General features: G+C 67.9%; 12 protein-coding genes. 6 read left to right on the forward strand and 6 right to left on the reverse strand.

The window, feature by feature from the left end; genetic code table 11:
• Positions 1 to 9 precede the first annotated feature (9 nt).
• The 6 genes from coaE (at position 10) to ACO1P8_RS16785 (ending at position 10,889) form a co-directional block, all read left to right on the forward strand.
• Positions 10 to 648: a dephospho-CoA kinase gene (coaE, locus tag ACO1P8_RS16760; RefSeq protein ID WP_486297012.1), complete on the forward strand. Its 639-nt coding sequence runs from the start codon at positions 10 to 12 to the stop codon at positions 646 to 648.
• A 73-nt stretch (positions 649 to 721) separates the two neighbouring features.
• A complete protein-coding gene (gene zapD, locus ACO1P8_RS16765; protein WP_486297013.1) occupies positions 722 to 1,471 on the forward strand; it encodes a cell division protein ZapD in 750 nt (249 codons plus the stop codon).
• Between the two features lie 211 nt (positions 1,472 to 1,682).
• Entirely contained in the window at positions 1,683 to 3,023 is a 1,341-nt protein-coding gene (locus ACO1P8_RS16770; RefSeq protein WP_486297014.1) for an MdtA/MuxA family multidrug efflux RND transporter periplasmic adaptor subunit, read from the forward strand.
• Positions 3,020 to 6,202, forward strand: a complete 3,183-nt coding sequence (locus ACO1P8_RS16775; RefSeq protein WP_486297015.1) for an efflux RND transporter permease subunit — start codon at positions 3,020 to 3,022, stop codon at positions 6,200 to 6,202. The genes ACO1P8_RS16770 and ACO1P8_RS16775 overlap by 4 nt, the downstream gene beginning before the upstream one ends.
• Positions 6,199 to 9,330: a multidrug efflux RND transporter permease subunit gene (locus ACO1P8_RS16780; protein WP_486297016.1), complete on the forward strand. Its 3,132-nt coding sequence runs from the start codon at positions 6,199 to 6,201 to the stop codon at positions 9,328 to 9,330. Before ACO1P8_RS16775 ends, ACO1P8_RS16780 begins: the two co-directional genes overlap by 4 nt.
• The gene (locus ACO1P8_RS16785; protein WP_486297017.1) at positions 9,327 to 10,889 is read left to right on the forward strand and encodes an efflux transporter outer membrane subunit; all 1,563 of its coding nucleotides are present in this window, start codon (positions 9,327 to 9,329) and stop codon (positions 10,887 to 10,889) included. The genes ACO1P8_RS16780 and ACO1P8_RS16785 overlap by 4 nt, the downstream gene beginning before the upstream one ends.
• 10 nt (positions 10,890 to 10,899) lie before the next feature.
• Here the strand turns inward: ACO1P8_RS16785 and ACO1P8_RS16790 are convergent, their stop codons facing one another.
• From ACO1P8_RS16790 to ACO1P8_RS16815, 6 genes are all read right to left on the reverse strand, one after another.
• Positions 10,900 to 11,868: a Nudix family hydrolase gene (locus tag ACO1P8_RS16790; protein WP_486297018.1), complete on the reverse strand. Its 969-nt coding sequence runs from the start codon at positions 11,866 to 11,868 to the stop codon at positions 10,900 to 10,902.
• Entirely contained in the window at positions 11,861 to 12,730 is an 870-nt protein-coding gene (locus ACO1P8_RS16795) for an ATP-binding protein (protein ID WP_094843910.1), read from the reverse strand. The genes ACO1P8_RS16790 and ACO1P8_RS16795 overlap by 8 nt, the downstream gene beginning before the upstream one ends.
• 30 nt (positions 12,731 to 12,760) lie before the next feature.
• Positions 12,761 to 13,987: a bifunctional glutamate N-acetyltransferase/amino-acid acetyltransferase ArgJ gene (argJ, locus tag ACO1P8_RS16800; protein WP_486297019.1), complete on the reverse strand. Its 1,227-nt coding sequence runs from the start codon at positions 13,985 to 13,987 to the stop codon at positions 12,761 to 12,763.
• A 102-nt stretch (positions 13,988 to 14,089) separates the two neighbouring features.
• On the reverse strand, positions 14,090 to 15,133 hold the full coding sequence (locus ACO1P8_RS16805; protein WP_486297020.1) for a hypothetical protein: 1,044 nt from the start codon (positions 15,131 to 15,133) through the stop codon (positions 14,090 to 14,092).
• A 27-nt stretch (positions 15,134 to 15,160) separates the two neighbouring features.
• Positions 15,161 to 15,649, reverse strand: a complete 489-nt coding sequence (locus ACO1P8_RS16810; RefSeq protein ID WP_486297021.1) for a MarR family winged helix-turn-helix transcriptional regulator — start codon at positions 15,647 to 15,649, stop codon at positions 15,161 to 15,163.
• Positions 15,646 to 16,575 (reverse strand): alpha/beta hydrolase, encoded by a 930-nt coding sequence (locus ACO1P8_RS16815; protein ID WP_486297022.1) that lies wholly within the window; start codon positions 16,573 to 16,575, stop codon positions 15,646 to 15,648. The genes ACO1P8_RS16810 and ACO1P8_RS16815 overlap by 4 nt, the downstream gene beginning before the upstream one ends.
• Between the last annotated feature and the right edge of the window lie 59 nt (positions 16,576 to 16,634).

A 16,634-nucleotide genomic window follows, 5' to 3' on the forward strand; every position in this document is an offset into this window, starting at 1 on the left:
GGGAGGACCATGCAAAGCGAAACGCCGCGCCTGATTATCGGGCTGACGGGCGGTATCGGCTCCGGCAAAAGCCGCGTCGCCGATCTGCTCGCCTCGTGGGGCGCCACGGTCATCGACACCGACGAGATCTCGCGCTGCCTGACCGCGGCCGGCGGCGCCGCCATGCCCGCGATCGTGCGGGAATTCGGCCCGCAGGCGGCGGGGCCTGACGGTGCGATGGATCGCGACTGGATGCGCGCGAAGGTGTTCGCCGAACCGCAGGCCCGTGTGGCTCTGGAGGCGATCCTGCACCCCTTGATATCGCGCGAGGCGCTGGATGCGGGCGCGCGCGCGACGGGATGTTACGTGGTGTTCGTGGTGCCGCTGCTCATCGAATCGGGACGCTGGACGCAGCGGGTGGATCGGGTGTGCGTGGTGGATTGCGACCCCGACACCCAGATACGCCGCGTGCAGTCGCGCAGCGGGCTGACGGCCGACACCATACAGCGTATTATGGCGGCACAGGCCGCGCGGGATACCCGTCTGGCCGCTGCGCACGACGTTATTTTGAATGACGGCGCCACGTCCGCTCAAACGCTGTGCGCGCGGACGAGAGCACTGCACGACAGGTGGTGCGCCCTGGCGTCGGCATCGGGCCACGCCGCGTGATCGCGGCCGGCATCCATGACAACTTCGGCGCGACTTCGGTTGCGACCGGTTTTACGACGGGCCTGTATCCAGCGTGATCCTTTACGAATATCCCTTCAATGAGCGTATCCGGGCGTATCTGCGGCTGGAATATCTCTTCGACCGGCTGTTCTTCTTCGCGCGCCCGGGTGATCCCAAGAATCACCAGATCGCCGTCGGCACCATTTTCGACATCCTCGACGCCATCGAACGCACGGATGTGAAGAGCTCGGTCCTGCAGGATATCGAACGGCAGCGGCTGCAGCTGGTGGCGCTGCGCGATCACCCCGGCGTGGCGCAGGATGCGCTGGAAGGCATGCTGCGCGATATGGAAAAGACCAGCACGTCCCTGGTCAGCCAGGGCAAGACCGGCCAGCCGCTGCGGGAAAACGAATGGCTGGTCAGCCTGCGCGGACGCCTGGCCGTGCCCGGCGGCGGTACCCAGATCGAAATGCCGTCGTATTACGCCTGGCAGCAGAAGCCCGAAGCCGTGCGCTGCGCAGACCTGCAATCCTGGATAGAACCCTTGGTGCCCCTGCACGAGGGGCTGCAGATCGGTTTGCGGCTGCTGCGCGAATCCGGCCGGCGGGTCCAGGCCGTGGCCGAACAGGGGACCTACCAGCAGATGCTGGCAGGCAAGACGCACCAGCTGCTGCGCGTGTGGGTCGATGGCGAAAGCGGGATCTTTCCCGAGATCAGTGCTAATAAGTACATGATCTGGATACGGTTTTCCGTCCAGGACGGGGAGCTCAAGCCGCAGCAGGTTGCGCGCGACATGCGTTTCGAAATGTCCCTCTGCGCGTGAGCGGCCAGCCGCCCGCCTGCCATCCGCCCCACCGTCCCCTCGCCTGAAACACCCCGCCTGCCGCCCTCCGGCTGCGGCCCCGCGTCCGCCGAAGCTGAACGCCCGGGCGGGATACCTGTTGCGGCGGATTTCAAACGCCGTGGCCTTGCTATAAAACCGGAGTTGTCTGATGGACAATAGCGGGTCCCGGTAGCGTCCCCCTTTGGCCCCCATGTCCGATCGTCCATCCGTTTCCCCTGCTCCCCGGTCTCGCCGGCGCCTTGTCGCGTGGATCGTCGCGATCATCGTCCTGGCCGGCATCGCCTGGCTGGTATTCCGGCCCAAGGTCGGCGTCGAGCCGGGCGGACAGGCCCGCGTGGGCGCCGCCGGCCATCGAACGGGGGCGGCCGCCGGTGGCGGGGCCGGCGGGTCGCGCCATCGGCCCGGCGGCGCGCCAGGCGCCATGGCCGAGCCGCCGGTGCCGGTGCGCGTCTATGCCGCCGCCGTCAAGGACGTGGATATTTCGCTGCCTGCCCTCGGGACGGTCACCGCCTACAACACCGTCACGGTACGCAGCCGCGTCGATGGCGAACTGGTGCAGGTCAATTTCAAGGAAGGGCAGCACGTCAAGGCGGGCGACGTGTTGGCGCAGGTGGACCCGCGTCCTTTCAACGTGCAATTGCAGCAGGCGCTGGGGACGCAACAGCAGAACCAGGCGCAGCTGGAGAACGCGCGGCGCGACCTGGCGCGCTATCAGGCGCTGTTCAAGCAGGATTCCATCGCCAGGCAGCAGGTGGATACCCAGGCCGCGCTGGTCCGCCAGTTCGAGGGCACGCTGAAAACCGACCAGGCGAATGTGGATAACGCGCGCCTGCAATTGACCTTCGCGCGCATCACCGCGCCCATCGACGGGCGCCTGGGCCTGCGCCAGGTCGATCCCGGCAATCTGGTGTCCTCCGGCGATACCACGGGGTTGGTGGTGATCACCCAGACCCAGCCCATCGCCGTGATTTTCACGCTGCCCGAAACGCAGCTGCCCGAGGTGCGCGACCAGCTGCGGCAAGGCAGGACGCTGCGTGTCGATGCCTGGGACCGCGCCAATACCAAGCGCCTGGCGACCGGCGTGCTGGAAACCCTTGACAACCAGATCGACGTCAGCACGGGTACCGTCAAGTTGAAGGCGCGCTTCGACAACGCCGACGATGCGCTTTTCCCCAACCAGTTCGTCAACATCCAGCTGCTGGTCGAAACGCGCAAGGGCATGACGGTGATTCCCAACGGTGCGGTGCAGCGCGGGTCGCAGGGACCGTTCGTATTCGTGGCGCAGCCGGACAATACCGTGGTCGTGCGACAGCTGAAGCTGGGCCCCGTCAGCGGCGATCTGGTGGTCGTGAACGACGGACTCAAGCCGGGCGACCGCGTCGTCACCGAAGGCACTGACCGCCTGCGGGCCGGCGCCAGGGTCGAGGTGGTGACCGATGCCGCCGACGTCACGCCGCCCACGCCCGGCGCGTCGCTGGGCGCGGGACCGGCTACCGCCACCCCAAGCGCGCCAGCGCGGACCGCGCCGTGAGCCCGTCGCGCCTTTTCATCCTGCGGCCCGTCGCGACCACTCTTTCGATGGTGGCCATCCTGATCGCGGGGCTGATCGCCTATCGCCTGTTGCCGGTCGCGGCACTGCCGGAAGTCGATTACCCCACGATCCAGGTCGTCACGCTCTATCCCGGCGCCAGCCCGGATGTGATGACTTCGCTGGTCACATCCCCCCTGGAGCGGCAGTTCGGACAGATGCCGGGCCTGAACCAGATGTCCTCCACGAGTTCGGGCGGCGCATCGGTCATCACCCTGCAGTTCACGCTGGATATCTCGCTGGACGTGGCCGAACAGGAGGTGCAGGCGGCCATCAACGCCGCGTCCAATCTGCTGCCGACGGACCTGCCGCTGCCGCCGACCTATAACAAGGTCAATCCGGCGGATGCGCCGGTGCTGACGCTGGGCATCACCTCGCCGACCATGCCGCTGCCGCAGGTTCGCGACCTGATCGATACCCGCATGGCCCAGAAGCTGTCGCAGATTCCCGGCGTGGGCCTGGTCAGTATCGCGGGCGGCCAGCGTCCCGCGGTGCGCGTGCAGGTCAATCCGCAGGCGCTGGCGGCCAACGGGCTATCGATGTCTGACCTGCGGACCGCCATCGTCGCGGCCAACGTCAATCAACCCAAGGGCAACCTGGACGGCCCGCGGCGTTCGACGACCATCAACGCGAACGACCAGCTGAAGGCGCCCACGGACTACAACGACCTGATCATCGCCTACCGCAACAACGCGCCGGTGCGCCTGTCCGACGTCGCCAAGGCGGTGCAGGGCGCCGAGGATGTGCGCCAGGCCGCATGGGCGGGCGACAAGCCGGCGGTGCTGCTGAACGTGCAGCGCCAGCCTGGCGCGAACGTCATCGACGTCGTCGATCGCATCAATGCGCTGCTGCCGCAGTTGCGTGCATCGCTGCCGGCGACGCTGGACGTCACCGTGGTGGCCGACCGCACGCAAACCATACGCGATTCGATCGCCGACGTGCGCTTCGAATTGCTGCTCTCCGTGGCGCTGGTGGTGATGGTGACCTTCCTGTTCCTGCGCAGCGTGACGGCGACGCTGATCCCCAGTGTGGTGGTGCCGCTGTCGCTGATCGGCACTTTCGGGGTCATGTACCTGGCCGGTTTCAGCATCAACAATCTGACCCTGATGGCGCTGACGATCGCCACGGGCTTCGTGGTGGACGATGCGATCGTGATGATCGAGAACATTGCGCGCCACCTCGAGGAAGGCGAAACGCCTTTGCAGGCGGCGCTCAAGGGCGCCGGGCAGATCGGCTTCACGCTTATTTCGCTGACGTTCTCGCTGATCGCGGTATTGATCCCGCTGCTGTTCATGACGGAAGTGGTGGGGCGGCTGTTTCGCGAATTCGCCATCACGCTCGCGGTATCCATCCTGATTTCCCTGCTGGTGTCGCTGACGCTGACGCCCATGATGTGCGCGCGGCTGCTGCGCCAGGAAGGCAGGCGTGTGCGCCGCGACGCGGCCGGCCGCCCCCTGCCGGGCGCCGAAGCCGAAACCGTGGTGCCCGAGCCCGGACAGCGGGTTGCCCATCATGGCCGTTTCCACGAGTGGACAGGTTCGCTGATCGACCGGACCATCGCCGGCTACGACCGCATGTTGCGGGTCGTGCTGGACCATCAGCCGCTGACGCTGCTGGTGGCGCTGGCGACGTTCGCCCTGACCGTCCTGCTGTATACCGTCGTGCCCAAAGGCTTCTTCCCGTCCCAGGACACCGGGCTCATCCAGGCGATTACGCAGGCGTCGCAGACCATTTCCTTCCCGGCCATGGCGGAGCGCCAGCAGGAGGCCGCGCGCATCATCCTGGCCGATCCCGACGTGCAGACCGTGTCGTCGTTCATCGGCGTCGACGGCAGCAACGCCACGCTAAGCGCCGGGCGCATCCAGATCGCGCTGAAGCCGCGGGGCGAGCGCAACGGATCGATGACGGAAGTGCTGGCGCGGCTGCGCCACGCGCTGGCGGGGATGCAAGGCATGACCGTCTATATGCAGCCGGTGCAGGACCTGACCATCGAGGACCGTATCAGCCGCACGCAGTACCAGCTGACGCTGTCGAATCCGGACCTGAAGCTGCTCAGCGCGTGGACGCCGCGTGTCGTGGACCGGCTGCGCCAGCTGCCGCAGCTGGCCGATGTGACCGACGATCTGCAGGATGAAGGCCTGGAGACCTACATCGACATCGACCGCGATGCGGCGTCCCGGCTGGGCATTACGGCCGCCGTCATCGACGAGGCCTTGTACAACGCATTCGGCCAGCGGCTGATCTCCACGATCTTCACGCAGTCCGCCCAGTACCGGGTGGTGCTGGAGGTGCAGCCGCAGTTCAGCCGCGGACCCGATTCCTTGTCGCAAATCTACGTGCCGACGTCCAGTGGCTCGCAGGTGCCGCTGTCCAGCATCGCGCGCATCAGCGAATCCAGTACGGTGCTGGCGATCAACCGCCTGGACCAGTTCCCCATGGTGACCGTGTCGTTCAATCTGGCGCCGGGTGCCTCGCTGTCGGATGCGGTGACCGCGATTCATGCCGCGGAACAGGATATGGGCGTGCCCGCAGGCATCGAGACGCGCTTCCAGGGCGCGGCCCAGGCGTTCCAGAATTCGCTGACCAGCACGCTCTGGCTGATCCTGGCCGCCATCGTCACCATGTATATCGTGCTGGGCGTGCTGTACGAAAGCTTCATCCATCCGGTGACCATCCTGTCGACGCTGCCTTCGGCCGGTGTGGGGGCGCTGCTGGCGCTGCTGATCACGCGCACCGAACTGGACATGATCGGCATCATCGGCATCATCCTGCTGATCGGCATCGTGAAGAAAAACGCCATCATGATGATCGACTTCGCCCTGGAGGCCGAGCGCAAGCGCGGCCTGCCGCCACGCGAGGCCATCCATGAGGCGGCGCTGCTGCGCTTCCGGCCCATCCTGATGACCACCCTGGCGGCGCTGTTCGGCGCGGTGCCGCTGATGCTGTCCACCGGCACGGGCTCGGAGCTGCGCCAGCCGTTGGGCCTGGTCATGGTGGGGGGGCTGCTGGTCAGCCAGGTCCTGACGCTGTTCACCACCCCTGTCATCTACCTGATGTTCGACCGGTTGTCGCACCGCTGGGCCGTGCGCCGCCGCGGCGGACGGGCGGAGGCGCCGCGATGATCCTGTCGGCGCCCTTCATCGTGCGGCCGGTGGCCACCACGCTGCTATCCCTGGCGGTGGTGCTGGCGGGCTCGCTGGCCTTCCGCCTGCTGGCGGTCGCGCCGCTGCCGCAGGTGGATATCCCGACCATCTCCGTCACGGCCAGCCTGCCCGGGGCCAGCCCCGAAACCATGGCTTCCAGCGTGGCAACCCCGCTGGAGCGCGCATTGGGCGCCATCGCCGGCGTGACCGAGATGACGTCCAGCAGCACGCAGGGCTCCACGCGCATCACGCTGCAATTCGACCTTGGCCGCGACATCGACGGCGCCGCGCGCGACGTGCAGGCGGCCATCAATGCCTCGCGCACGCTGCTGCCCAGCGGCCTGAAAAGCAACCCCACCTATCGCAAGGCGAATCCGTCGGCCGCGCCCATCATGACGCTGGCGCTGACCTCGGACACGCACACGCAGGGCGAGCTCTACGACCTGGCCTCCACCATCGTGGCGCAAAAGCTGTCGCAGGTGAACGGCGTGGGCGACGTGACGGTGGGCGGCAGCTCGCTGCCCGCGGTGCGGGTGGAGGTGCTGCCCGGCGCGCTGACCAGCCGCGGGGTGTCGCTGGACGAGGTGCGCACGGCGCTGTCCAACGCCAACGCCAACCGGCCCAAGGGCTTTATCGATAGCGGCCAATACCAATGGACCATCATGGCCAGCGACCAGCTGAGCAAGGCGGCGCAGTACCGCCCGCTCATTGTGGCTTGGCGCGACGGTGCGCCCGTGCGGCTGTCCGACGTGGCCACGGTCGAGGACTCGGTCGAGGACCTGTTCCAGACCGGCTTCTACAACGAACGCAAGGCCATCCTGCTGATCGTGCGGCGCGAGGCTGCCGCCAACATCATCCAGGTCGTCGATTCGCTGCGCGAGGAACTGCCGCAGCTGCAGGCGCAGATGCCCGGCGGCGTGCAGCTGGCGGTGGCCCAGGACCGCAGCCCCAGCATCCGGGCGTCGCTGCACGAAGCCGAGATGACGCTCATCATCGCGGTGGGCCTGGTCATGGTCGTGGTGCTGGTTTTCCTGCGCCGCCTGCGCGCGGCGCTGATCCCCTGCGTGGCGGTGCCGGTGTCGCTGATAGGCACCTTCAGCATCATGTACCTGTGCGGCTATACGCTGAACACCATCTCGCTAATGGCGCTGATCGTCGCCACGGGCTTCGTCGTCGACGATGCCATCGTGGTGCTCGAGAACATCATGCGCTACATCGAAAGAGGCATGTCGCCGGTGCGCGCGGCCATGCGCGGCGCGCGCGAGGTCGGCTTCACGGTGCTGTCGATGAGCCTGTCGCTGGTGGCGGTGTTCATACCCATCCTATTGATGGGCGGGGTGGTGGGGCGCTTTTTCCGCGAATTCGCCGTGACGCTGTCGGCGGCCATCCTGGTATCGCTGGTGACGTCGCTGACCCTGACACCGATGATGTGCGGCCGGATGCTGCGCGCGCGCGACGAGGAGCCGTCGTCGGAAAGCCGCCGGGCGCTGTTCGCCCGGCTGGGGGCGTGGTCGGAACGCGGCTTCCAGCGCCTGAGCGACGGCTATTCCCGCTCGCTGCGCTGGACGCTGAACCACGGCCCGCTGGTCATGGTGGTCCTGCTGCTGACCGTGTGCCTGAACGTCTACCTGTACATCATCGTGCCCAAGGGATTTTTCCCGAACCAGGATACCGGTCAGTTGCTGGGATTCTTCCGTGTCGACCAGGGCACGTCGTTCCAGGCGACGGTGCCCAAGCTGGAATACATGCGCAGGATCGTGCTGTCCGATCCCGCGGTGCAGAGCATGACCGGCTACGCCGGCGGGCGCGGCGGCAGCAATAGCAGTTTCATGCAGATCCAGCTCAAGCCGCTGGCCCAACGCGGCGTATCGGCGGAGGTGGTGATCGAACGCCTGCGCGGACGCCTGCAAAGCATTCCCGGCGCGCGCATGTTCCTGGTGGCGCAGCAGGACATCCGCATCGGCGGCCGGGCCAGCAGCACGGGCTCGTACGACTACGCTCTGATGGCCAGCGACCTGTCGACGCTGCGGACCTGGATGCCGCGCGTGCAGCAGGCGCTGGCCAGGCTACCGGAACTGGTGGATGTCGATACCGACGTCGAGGACAAGGGCCAGCAGGTCAACCTGGTGATCGATAGGGAAGCCGCCACCCGGCTCGGGGTGAGCATGTCGGATATCTCCGCCGTGCTGAACAACTCCTTCAGCCAGCGCCAGGTGTCCGTTATGTACGGCCCGCTGAACCAGTACCACGTAATACTGGGTGTCCCGCAGAGTTTCGCGCGCGACGCGCAATCGCTGCGCAACGTCGATGTGGTCAGCGCCAGCGGCGCGCGCGTGCCGCTGGCCTCGTTCGCCTCGTTCGAAGTCGGCAGCGCGCCGCTGAGCGTGCAGCACCAGGGGCTGTTCGTCGCCGATACGATTTCGTTCAGCCTGGCGCCCGGCGTATCGCTGGGGCAGGCCAGCGATGCGGTGGACGCCGCGGTGGCGCGCATCGGCCTGCCGACGGACCAGATCCAGGCCAGCTTCCAGGGCACGGCCGCGGCCGCGCAGCAGACCCTGCAGCAGCAGCCCTGGCTGATCCTGGCCGCGCTGGTCACCATGTATATCGTGCTGGGCATCCTGTACGAAAGCTTCGTGCATCCCTTTACCATCCTTTCCACGCTGCCGTCCGCCGGGATCGGCGCCCTGCTGGCGCTGATGCTGATGCGCAGCCAGTTCACCGTGATCGCGCTGATCGGCGTCTTCCTGCTGATCGGCATCGTCAAGAAGAACGCCATCATGATGGTCGACTTCGCCCTGGCGGCCGAACGCGGGCGGGGCCTGGCACCGCGGGAAGCGATCTTCGAGGCCTGCGTCACGCGCTTCCGGCCCATCATGATGACCACGCTGGCGGCGATCATGGGCGCGATCCCGCTGGTGCTGGCCACCGGGACCGGGGCGGAGCTGCGCCAGCCCCTGGGCATTACCATCGTCGGCGGCCTGTTCGTCAGCCAGGTGCTGACGCTGTACACCACGCCCGTCGTTTATCTCTATCTGGATCGCCTGCGCCACTGGGCGCGGCGCCGCCGCGCCGCGCGCGCCGTCGCGCCTTCCACGGATTATTCATGACCCGCTCGTTCGAACCCTGCCCGCCCGCCGCGCTGGCGCGACTGCTTTCGGTGATGGCCCTGTGCGGCGCCTTGGGCGCCTGCGCGGTGGGCCCGGATTATGTCCGCCCCGCGATGGACGTCGGCACGCAGTTCAAGGAAGGCCAGGACGATACGCCGGGCTGGAAACCGGCACGGCCCAACGAACTGGCCGACCGCGGCGCCTGGTGGCAGGTCTATCAGGACCCGCTGCTGGACGATCTGATGCGCCGGCTGGACGCCGCCAATCTGGATATCGCGCAGGCCGAGGCGAACTACCGCCAGGCCCAGGCGCTGGTGCGCGGTGCGCGGTCGGCATTTTTCCCGACCGTCGGCGCGGGCGCCGGCGTCACGCGATCCGGGGGTGGGACGGGCGCTTCATCGGGCAACGGCACCGTGGGCAACACCTATTCGCTCAGCGGCACGGTCAGCTGGGAAGCCGACCTGTGGGGATCCGTCCGGCGTTCCGTGGAGGCCAGCCGGGCCGGCGCGCAGGCCAGCGCGGCGGACCTCGCCGCCGCCCGCCTGAGCGCGCAAAGCACGCTGGCGCAGGATTACTTCCAGCTGCGCGTGCTGGACGAACAGGAACGGCTGCTGCGCGAGACGGTGGAGACCAACGAACGCTCGCTGCAGCTGACCATCAATCGCTACAACGCGGGCGTGGCGGCGAAATCCGATGTGGCCGTGGCGCGCACCCAGCTTGAGAACACGCGCGCGCAATGGGTGGACCTGGAATGGCAGCGCGGCCAGTTCGAACATGCCATCGCGGTGCTGATCGGCGAGCCGCCCTCGAAATTTTCGATTGCCCCCGCGCCTTTTACGCAGAAAGTGCCCGCCATCCCGGTAGGCCTGCCCTCGCAGTTGCTGGAGCGCCGCCCCGATGTCGCCGGCGCGGAACGCCGCACCGCGCAGGCCAATGCGCAGATCGGCGTGGCGCAGGCTGCCTGGTTTCCCGACCTGACGCTGAGTGCCGACGGCGGATTCCGCAGCGGCCAATTCGCCCAATGGCTGACGGCGCCGGCGCGCTTCTGGTCCATCGGCCCGGCCCTGGCGCAGACCCTGTTCGACGGCGGCCTGCGCGCGTCCCAGGTCGAATCCGCGCGTGCCGCGTATGACTCGCAGGCGGCCGCCTACCGGCAGGTCGTGCTGGGAGCGCTGCGCGAGGTCGAGGACACCATGATCCAGCTGCGCGTATACGACCGCGAGCAGCAGGTGCAGCGGCGCGCGCTGGAGGCCGCGCGCGAGTCGCTGGAGCTGACGCGCAACCAGTACAAGGAAGGCATCGTGGATTACCTGAGCGTGGCGGTGCTGGAGAACACCGCGTTGAGTTCCGAGCGCCAGGCGATATCCCTGATGGGCAACCGGCTGGTCGCCAGCGTGCAGCTGATCGCCGCGCTGGGTGGCGGCTGGGACGGCAATGTGGACGCGCCGCTCATGCCGCAGGCGGACGCGAATGTTCCGGGTGCCGCAGCGCCCGCCGCCCCGGCGTCCCCGTCGGCGTCCGCGACGCAATCCCCATCCACGGCCGCGCCGCGCCAATAAGGCGCGCGCGTTATGCGCCGAACAGCGCCCTGATCGCGGCGATGCCGTGCGCGCCGTGTTCCTGGGCCGCGGACAGGGTATCCGGCCCCTGGCCGCCGATGGCATAGGCGGGCAGGCCGGCATCCCGGTTGATGTCCATGAAGGCCGTCCAGCCAAGTCCGGCCTGGCCGGGGTGGCTGGCGGTTTCGGCCACCGGGCCGACGACCGCGAAGTCGGCGTCCAGCCGGCGCGCCTGCGCCATTTGTTGCGCGTCATGTACGGAGACGCCCACCCAGTAGCCGTCCCGCGCCAGCGGGCGCTGCGCGTGCGCGGCGGCGTCGGTGGCGCGCAAATGCACGCCGTCCGCTTCCCGCCACCAGGGTTCCGGATGCGCGCTGTTCACCAGCACACGGGCGCCGATCCGCCGGCAAAGCTTCAGCACCTGCTGCAGCGCTTCGTGCAGGCTGGCCGATGCCGTCCCATCGGGCCAGCCCGGCTCGCGCAGCTGGACCAGCCGCAGGCCGTCGTCCAGCGCATGCCGCAGGCGCGCCAGGAAACCCGGCAGGCCCGCGGGCGAGCCGATATTGCTGATGCCGTAGGTATCGGGCAGTCGCAGCCAGCGCAGCGGCGGCAGCGTGGCGGGCAGCAGTTCGCCCACGCTGGCGGCATAGGCCGGGTCGACCCATTCCAGCCGCTGGTTTTCAAGGCCGCGCGGATCGCCCTGCCAGCCGGTAACGCGGCAGAATGCCAGCCTGACGGTGGTATGGGGATAGGCGTGGACATAGGTGACCCAGCGCCGCGCGGCGGTCACCTGGATGCCGAGTTCTTCGTCCAGCTCGCGCGCCAGCGCCTGCAGGACGGTCTCGCCGGGCTCCAGCTTGCCCCCGGGCAGCTCCCACCAGCCCGCCCACGGCTTGCCTTCCGGGCGCTGGCCCAGCAGCAGCTTGCCGTCGCGGCGCAGGATCAGCCCCGCCGCGACGTCGACGATCTGTTCAGACATGGCGGGCCGCCCAGTCGCGCGCGAACTGATACGCCACCCGGCCCGACCGCGAGCCGCGCTCGATCGTCCATTGCAGCGCTTCGGTGCGCGACGATTCGATGTGTTCTTCCGGGCAACCGAGTTCGCGCAGCCAGTGGCGCACGATATCCAGGTAGTCGTCCTGGCGGAAGGGATAGAAAGACAGCCACAGGCCGAAGCGCTCGGACAGCGAGATTTTTTCTTCCACGGTTTCGCCGGGATGGATTTCGCCATCGGGCTGGTGTTTGGCCTGCAGATTCTCGCTCATGTATTCGGGCATCAGGTGCCGTCGATTGGACGTCGCGTAGATCAGCACATTGTCGCCCGATGCCGCCACCGAGCCGTCCAGCACCGACTTCAAGGCCTTGTAGCCGGCCTCGCCTTCCTCGAAGGACAGGTCGTCGCAGAAGACGATGAAGCGCTCCGGGCGCGTACCGACCATTTCGACGATATCGGCCAGGTCGCCGAGGTCGGACTTGTCGACTTCGATCAGGCGCAGGCCGCGTGGCGCGTAGGCCGCCAGCATGGCCTTGACCAGCGAGCTTTTGCCGGTGCCGCGCGCACCCGTCATCAACACATTGTTGGCGGGTTTCTTTTCCAGGAAGTGCAGCGTATTGCGATCGATGATGCCTTTCTGGCGTTCGATGTGCTGCAGGTCGTCCAGGTCGATGCGCGACACGTGGCGCACCGCGTCCAGCCAGCCGCGCGATCCGCGCTTGCGCCAGCGAAAGGCATGGGCGCTCCAGTCGATGTCCGGCGGCGCCGGGGGCAGATAGGCTTCGAGCTGGGCCAGGACGCGCTCGGCCCGGGCGATAAGGGTGGTGAATTCGGAAGAAACAGTCACTGTAGTGGTTCCAGGCGATCGGCTACCCGTTCAGGAGCGGTAGTCCGCGTTGATGCTGACATACTCGTGCGAGAAGTCGCAGGTATAGACGGTGTCGGCAACCTGCCCGCGGCCCAGCGCGATGCGCACGAGGATTTCGGCCTGCTTCATGACGCGCTGGCCGTCTTCCTCGCGGTAGTCGGGGTTGCGGCCGCCCTGCGTGGCCACCAGCACGTCGTCCAGCCACAGGCGCAGGCGGCCGACGTCCAGGTCGTCGATGCCGGCATAGCCGACGGCGGCCAGGATGCGGCCCAGGTTGGGGTCCGACGCGTAAAAGGCCGTCTTGACCAGCGGCGAATGGGCGACGGCATAGGCGACCTTCAACGCTTCGTCGGTGTTGCCGGCTTCTTCCACGCGGATGGTGATGAATTTGGTGGCGCCTTCGGCGTCGCGGACGATCTTCTGCGCCAGTTCGGCGGCCGCGTCGCCAAGCGCGCCCGCCAGTTCGGCGTAGTGCGGGTCGCTTTCGCTTTCCACGCGCAGGCCGGACTTGCCGGTGGCGATGACGATGAAAGAGTCATTGGTCGAGGTATCGCCGTCCACTGTAATGCGGTTGAAGGACCGGTCGGCGATCTGGCGCGTCAGTTTTTCCAGCAGCGGCCGGGCGATGCCCGCGTCGGTGGCCAGGAAGCCCAGCATGGTGGCCATGTTGGGCCGGATCATGCCGGCACCCTTGCTGATGCCGGTAAAGGTAACGGTGTGGCCGCCGATGGTCCTGCGTGCCGACGAGATCTTCGGCAGCGTGTCCGTGGTCATGATGCCGTGCGCGGCATTCATCCAGTTGTCCGGCGCCAGCGTGGCGATGGCCTGGGGCAGGCCGGCCACGAGGCGGTCGACAGGCAGCGGCTCGAGGATGACGCCCGTGGAAAAAGGCAGGATCTGGGTGGGCTTGACCTTCAGCAGGCCGGCCAGGGCAGTGCAGGTGGCCTGGGTCCGCGCCAGGCCGTCCGCGCCCGTGCCGGCGTTGGCGTTGCCGGTGTTGATCACCAGCGCCGCGATGGCGTCGCCGCCGGCCAGATGGCTTTCGCATACCTGGACCGGCGCGGCGCGGAAGCGGTTGCGCGTGAAAACGCCGGCCACGGCCGCGCCCTCGGCCAGGCGGAACACCGTCAGATCCCGTCGCCCCGCTTTGCGGATGCCGGCTTCGGCGACGCCGATGTCGACGCCGGATACGGGAAAAATTTCGGATTCGGAGGGGATCTTCAGGTTGACGGCCATGGGAGTCTCTGTGGCGGCCCGATGCGACGGACCGGCGTGGGCGAATCGCCGTCCGTGCGGAACGGCGGTGGCGAAGGCGCCTATTATCCCAGCGTTTTGGCCCTAGGGCGTGGTGCCCAGGGACGCGACATCCAGAACGCCGGCGGCGCGGTTGCTCATGATGCCGCGCACGCTGCCGTCGGGCGACTGCAGGACCGATTGCCCGGAGGGCACGTCGTCGCCGTCATTGCGGCCGGCGGAACGCCCGCGCGACGGACTGAAAACCAGGTCGCCCGGCCTGGCGCCGGCGACCGTGGCGCTGGCCGTCGCCACTCGCGTGCCGGCCGGGTAGGTCATGGGGCCCAGGGTGTATTCCTTGCCCAGGCTGCCCTCGAACCACAGCAGCTTGCGGGCGCGGTCCAGGCGCAGGTCCGCCTTCAGCAGCGGCATGCCGGCCACCATGGAAGGTTCGCTGCCGTCGGTGCGCAACAGCCAGCCGTCCACATGCTGGAAATCCGTAGCCGGGCGCGGCCCGTGGCGCAGCGCGACCCAGGTGCCCGCCGGCAGCGGCTGCCCGTCCACGGTATTGCCTCCCGCGAGGTGGCAACTGCTGAAGCGCAGCGTGCCGTTGTCGTCGGCCTTGAATTCCACTTTGTGGCCGCGGGTGCAGCGCCAGCCGTCGGCGCTTTCGTCTTCCGGCAGGGTGCCCGACGCGCCGGTGGCGCGGAATTCCCGCACGCCGGATTGAGCCAGATAGCGTTCCAGGCTGTTGACCGGGATGCCGCCGACCGGAACGGGGCGGGGAAAATACGCCATCTGGAAGGTGTCCGGCCGGCCGGGCAGGCGGACCAGCAAGCGCGTGCCCGCCGGCATGTCGATGCCCGCCAGTGTCCGGGAAGCATCCAGGACCAGGGTGTGGGCCGCCTGGTCGGCGGCGGCCTGCCGGGTATCGAACCAGTGCACGGCCAGGCGGGCCGGGAAGATGCCGCCGACGATGGCCAGGGCCAGCATGGCGACGGCATTGCTGCGCGGGCGGGCACGCAGGCGGGTCCGGGCCAGCCGGTTGGTGCACAGCACGGCGATCCAGGTCAGCAGCGTGGCCAGGCACACCAGCGAAACCGCCAGCATGGGGTAGAAGTTGCCGCCGGGCAGCGCGACCGGGATCATCGGGGTTCTGACGGATCGTTGAAGAAATCAGCGCGCCTGCGCGCGACTGGCCACGACCTGCAGTTTAAGCTCTCCCAGGGTTTGAAAGAGTGCGTTGCGGCTGCTTTCCGGCAAACCCGACAGCAATTCCTTCACCCAGGCCTCGTGGGCGCGCGCCATCCGGGCGAAAGTCTTGCGTCCCTGCGGGGTCAACCTGATCAGCGAGGTGCGCCGGTCCGAAGCAACCTTGGTGCGCGTGACCAGGCCTTCCTTTTCCAGCTGATCGGTGATGCCGGTGATGTTGCCGTTGGTCACCATCATATGGCGCGACAGTTCGCCCATCTTCATGCCCTTGGGTGCGCGTTGCAATTGCGCCATCAGGTCGAAGCGCGGCAGGGTGGTATCGAATTCGGCGCGCAGGCGGCCGCGGATTTCGCCTTCCACCAGATTTGCGCATGTCAGCAGGCGCAGCCACAGGCGCAGCGCATGATGGTCGTCCGGCGCGGCCCGCGATTCCAGGTCGGGCGGCTGCGTCATGGCTGCCGCCCGCCGGCCGGGGCCGAGGTGCCGGGATGCCCGTCGCCGGCGCCGCCGTCCGGATGCAGTCCCATCTGCGCGAAGATGGCGCGCGTGACGGGCGCGTCGGGATCGTTCAGCCGCAGCACGATATCGAAATGGTTGCTGCCCGGCATCGGCACATAGCGGGCATCGCCGCCGCGGGCGCGCAGCGCATCCACGTAGTCGCGCGTTTGCCGTTTGAATTCGTCCGTCTCGTTTGCCCCATGGCTGGCGACGACGGGCGGGGGCGCGGCGGGCAGGTGCAGCATCGGACTGTTGCGCGCGGCCGATTCCGGCGTCAGGCGCATCCATTCGTTGATGTGCGTGTGGACCAGCGGCGTCAGGTCGAACAGGCCCGACAAGGGCGCGGCGCCGCGGACGATATCGGCCGGCACGCCGTAGCGCGCCTGCCAGTCGTCCGTCAGCAGCATGCCGGCCAGATGGCCGCCGGCCGAGCTGCCGCCGACGTGGATGCGCGCCGGGTCGCCGCCATGCGCGGCGATATTCCGGTGCAGCCACGCCATGGCGCGGCGGATCTGGTCCACGATGCGGTCCAGCGTGACCGCCGGCGCCAGGGAATAGTTCACCGCGACCAGCACCGCGCCGGCGCGCGTGAACGCGGGCGCCATGGCGCTGGAGTCGTCCTTGGACAGCAGGCGCCAATAGCCGCCGTGCAGGAACACGAACACCGGCGCGGCGCCGGGGCGGGCCGACGGGAAGATGTCCAGCGTTTCGTCGGCGTGATCGCCGTAGGCCACGTCGGTCACGCAGGGCAGCGTCTGGCGCGCGTGCCGGCTTTGTTCGGCATACTGGCGCATGATGTCGCTGAAATCGGGTGCGGTGGCGCGTGCGTTGTATTGGATATCCAGCGCGGCGCGATCGTAGTCGCGATAGAGGGGTGCCATGGGGGTATTGGTAAAAACCCTAGACTTGTTCCGCACATTACTTTAAACCTAAACTATGT

The organism is Bordetella sp., from assembly GCF_057362025.1.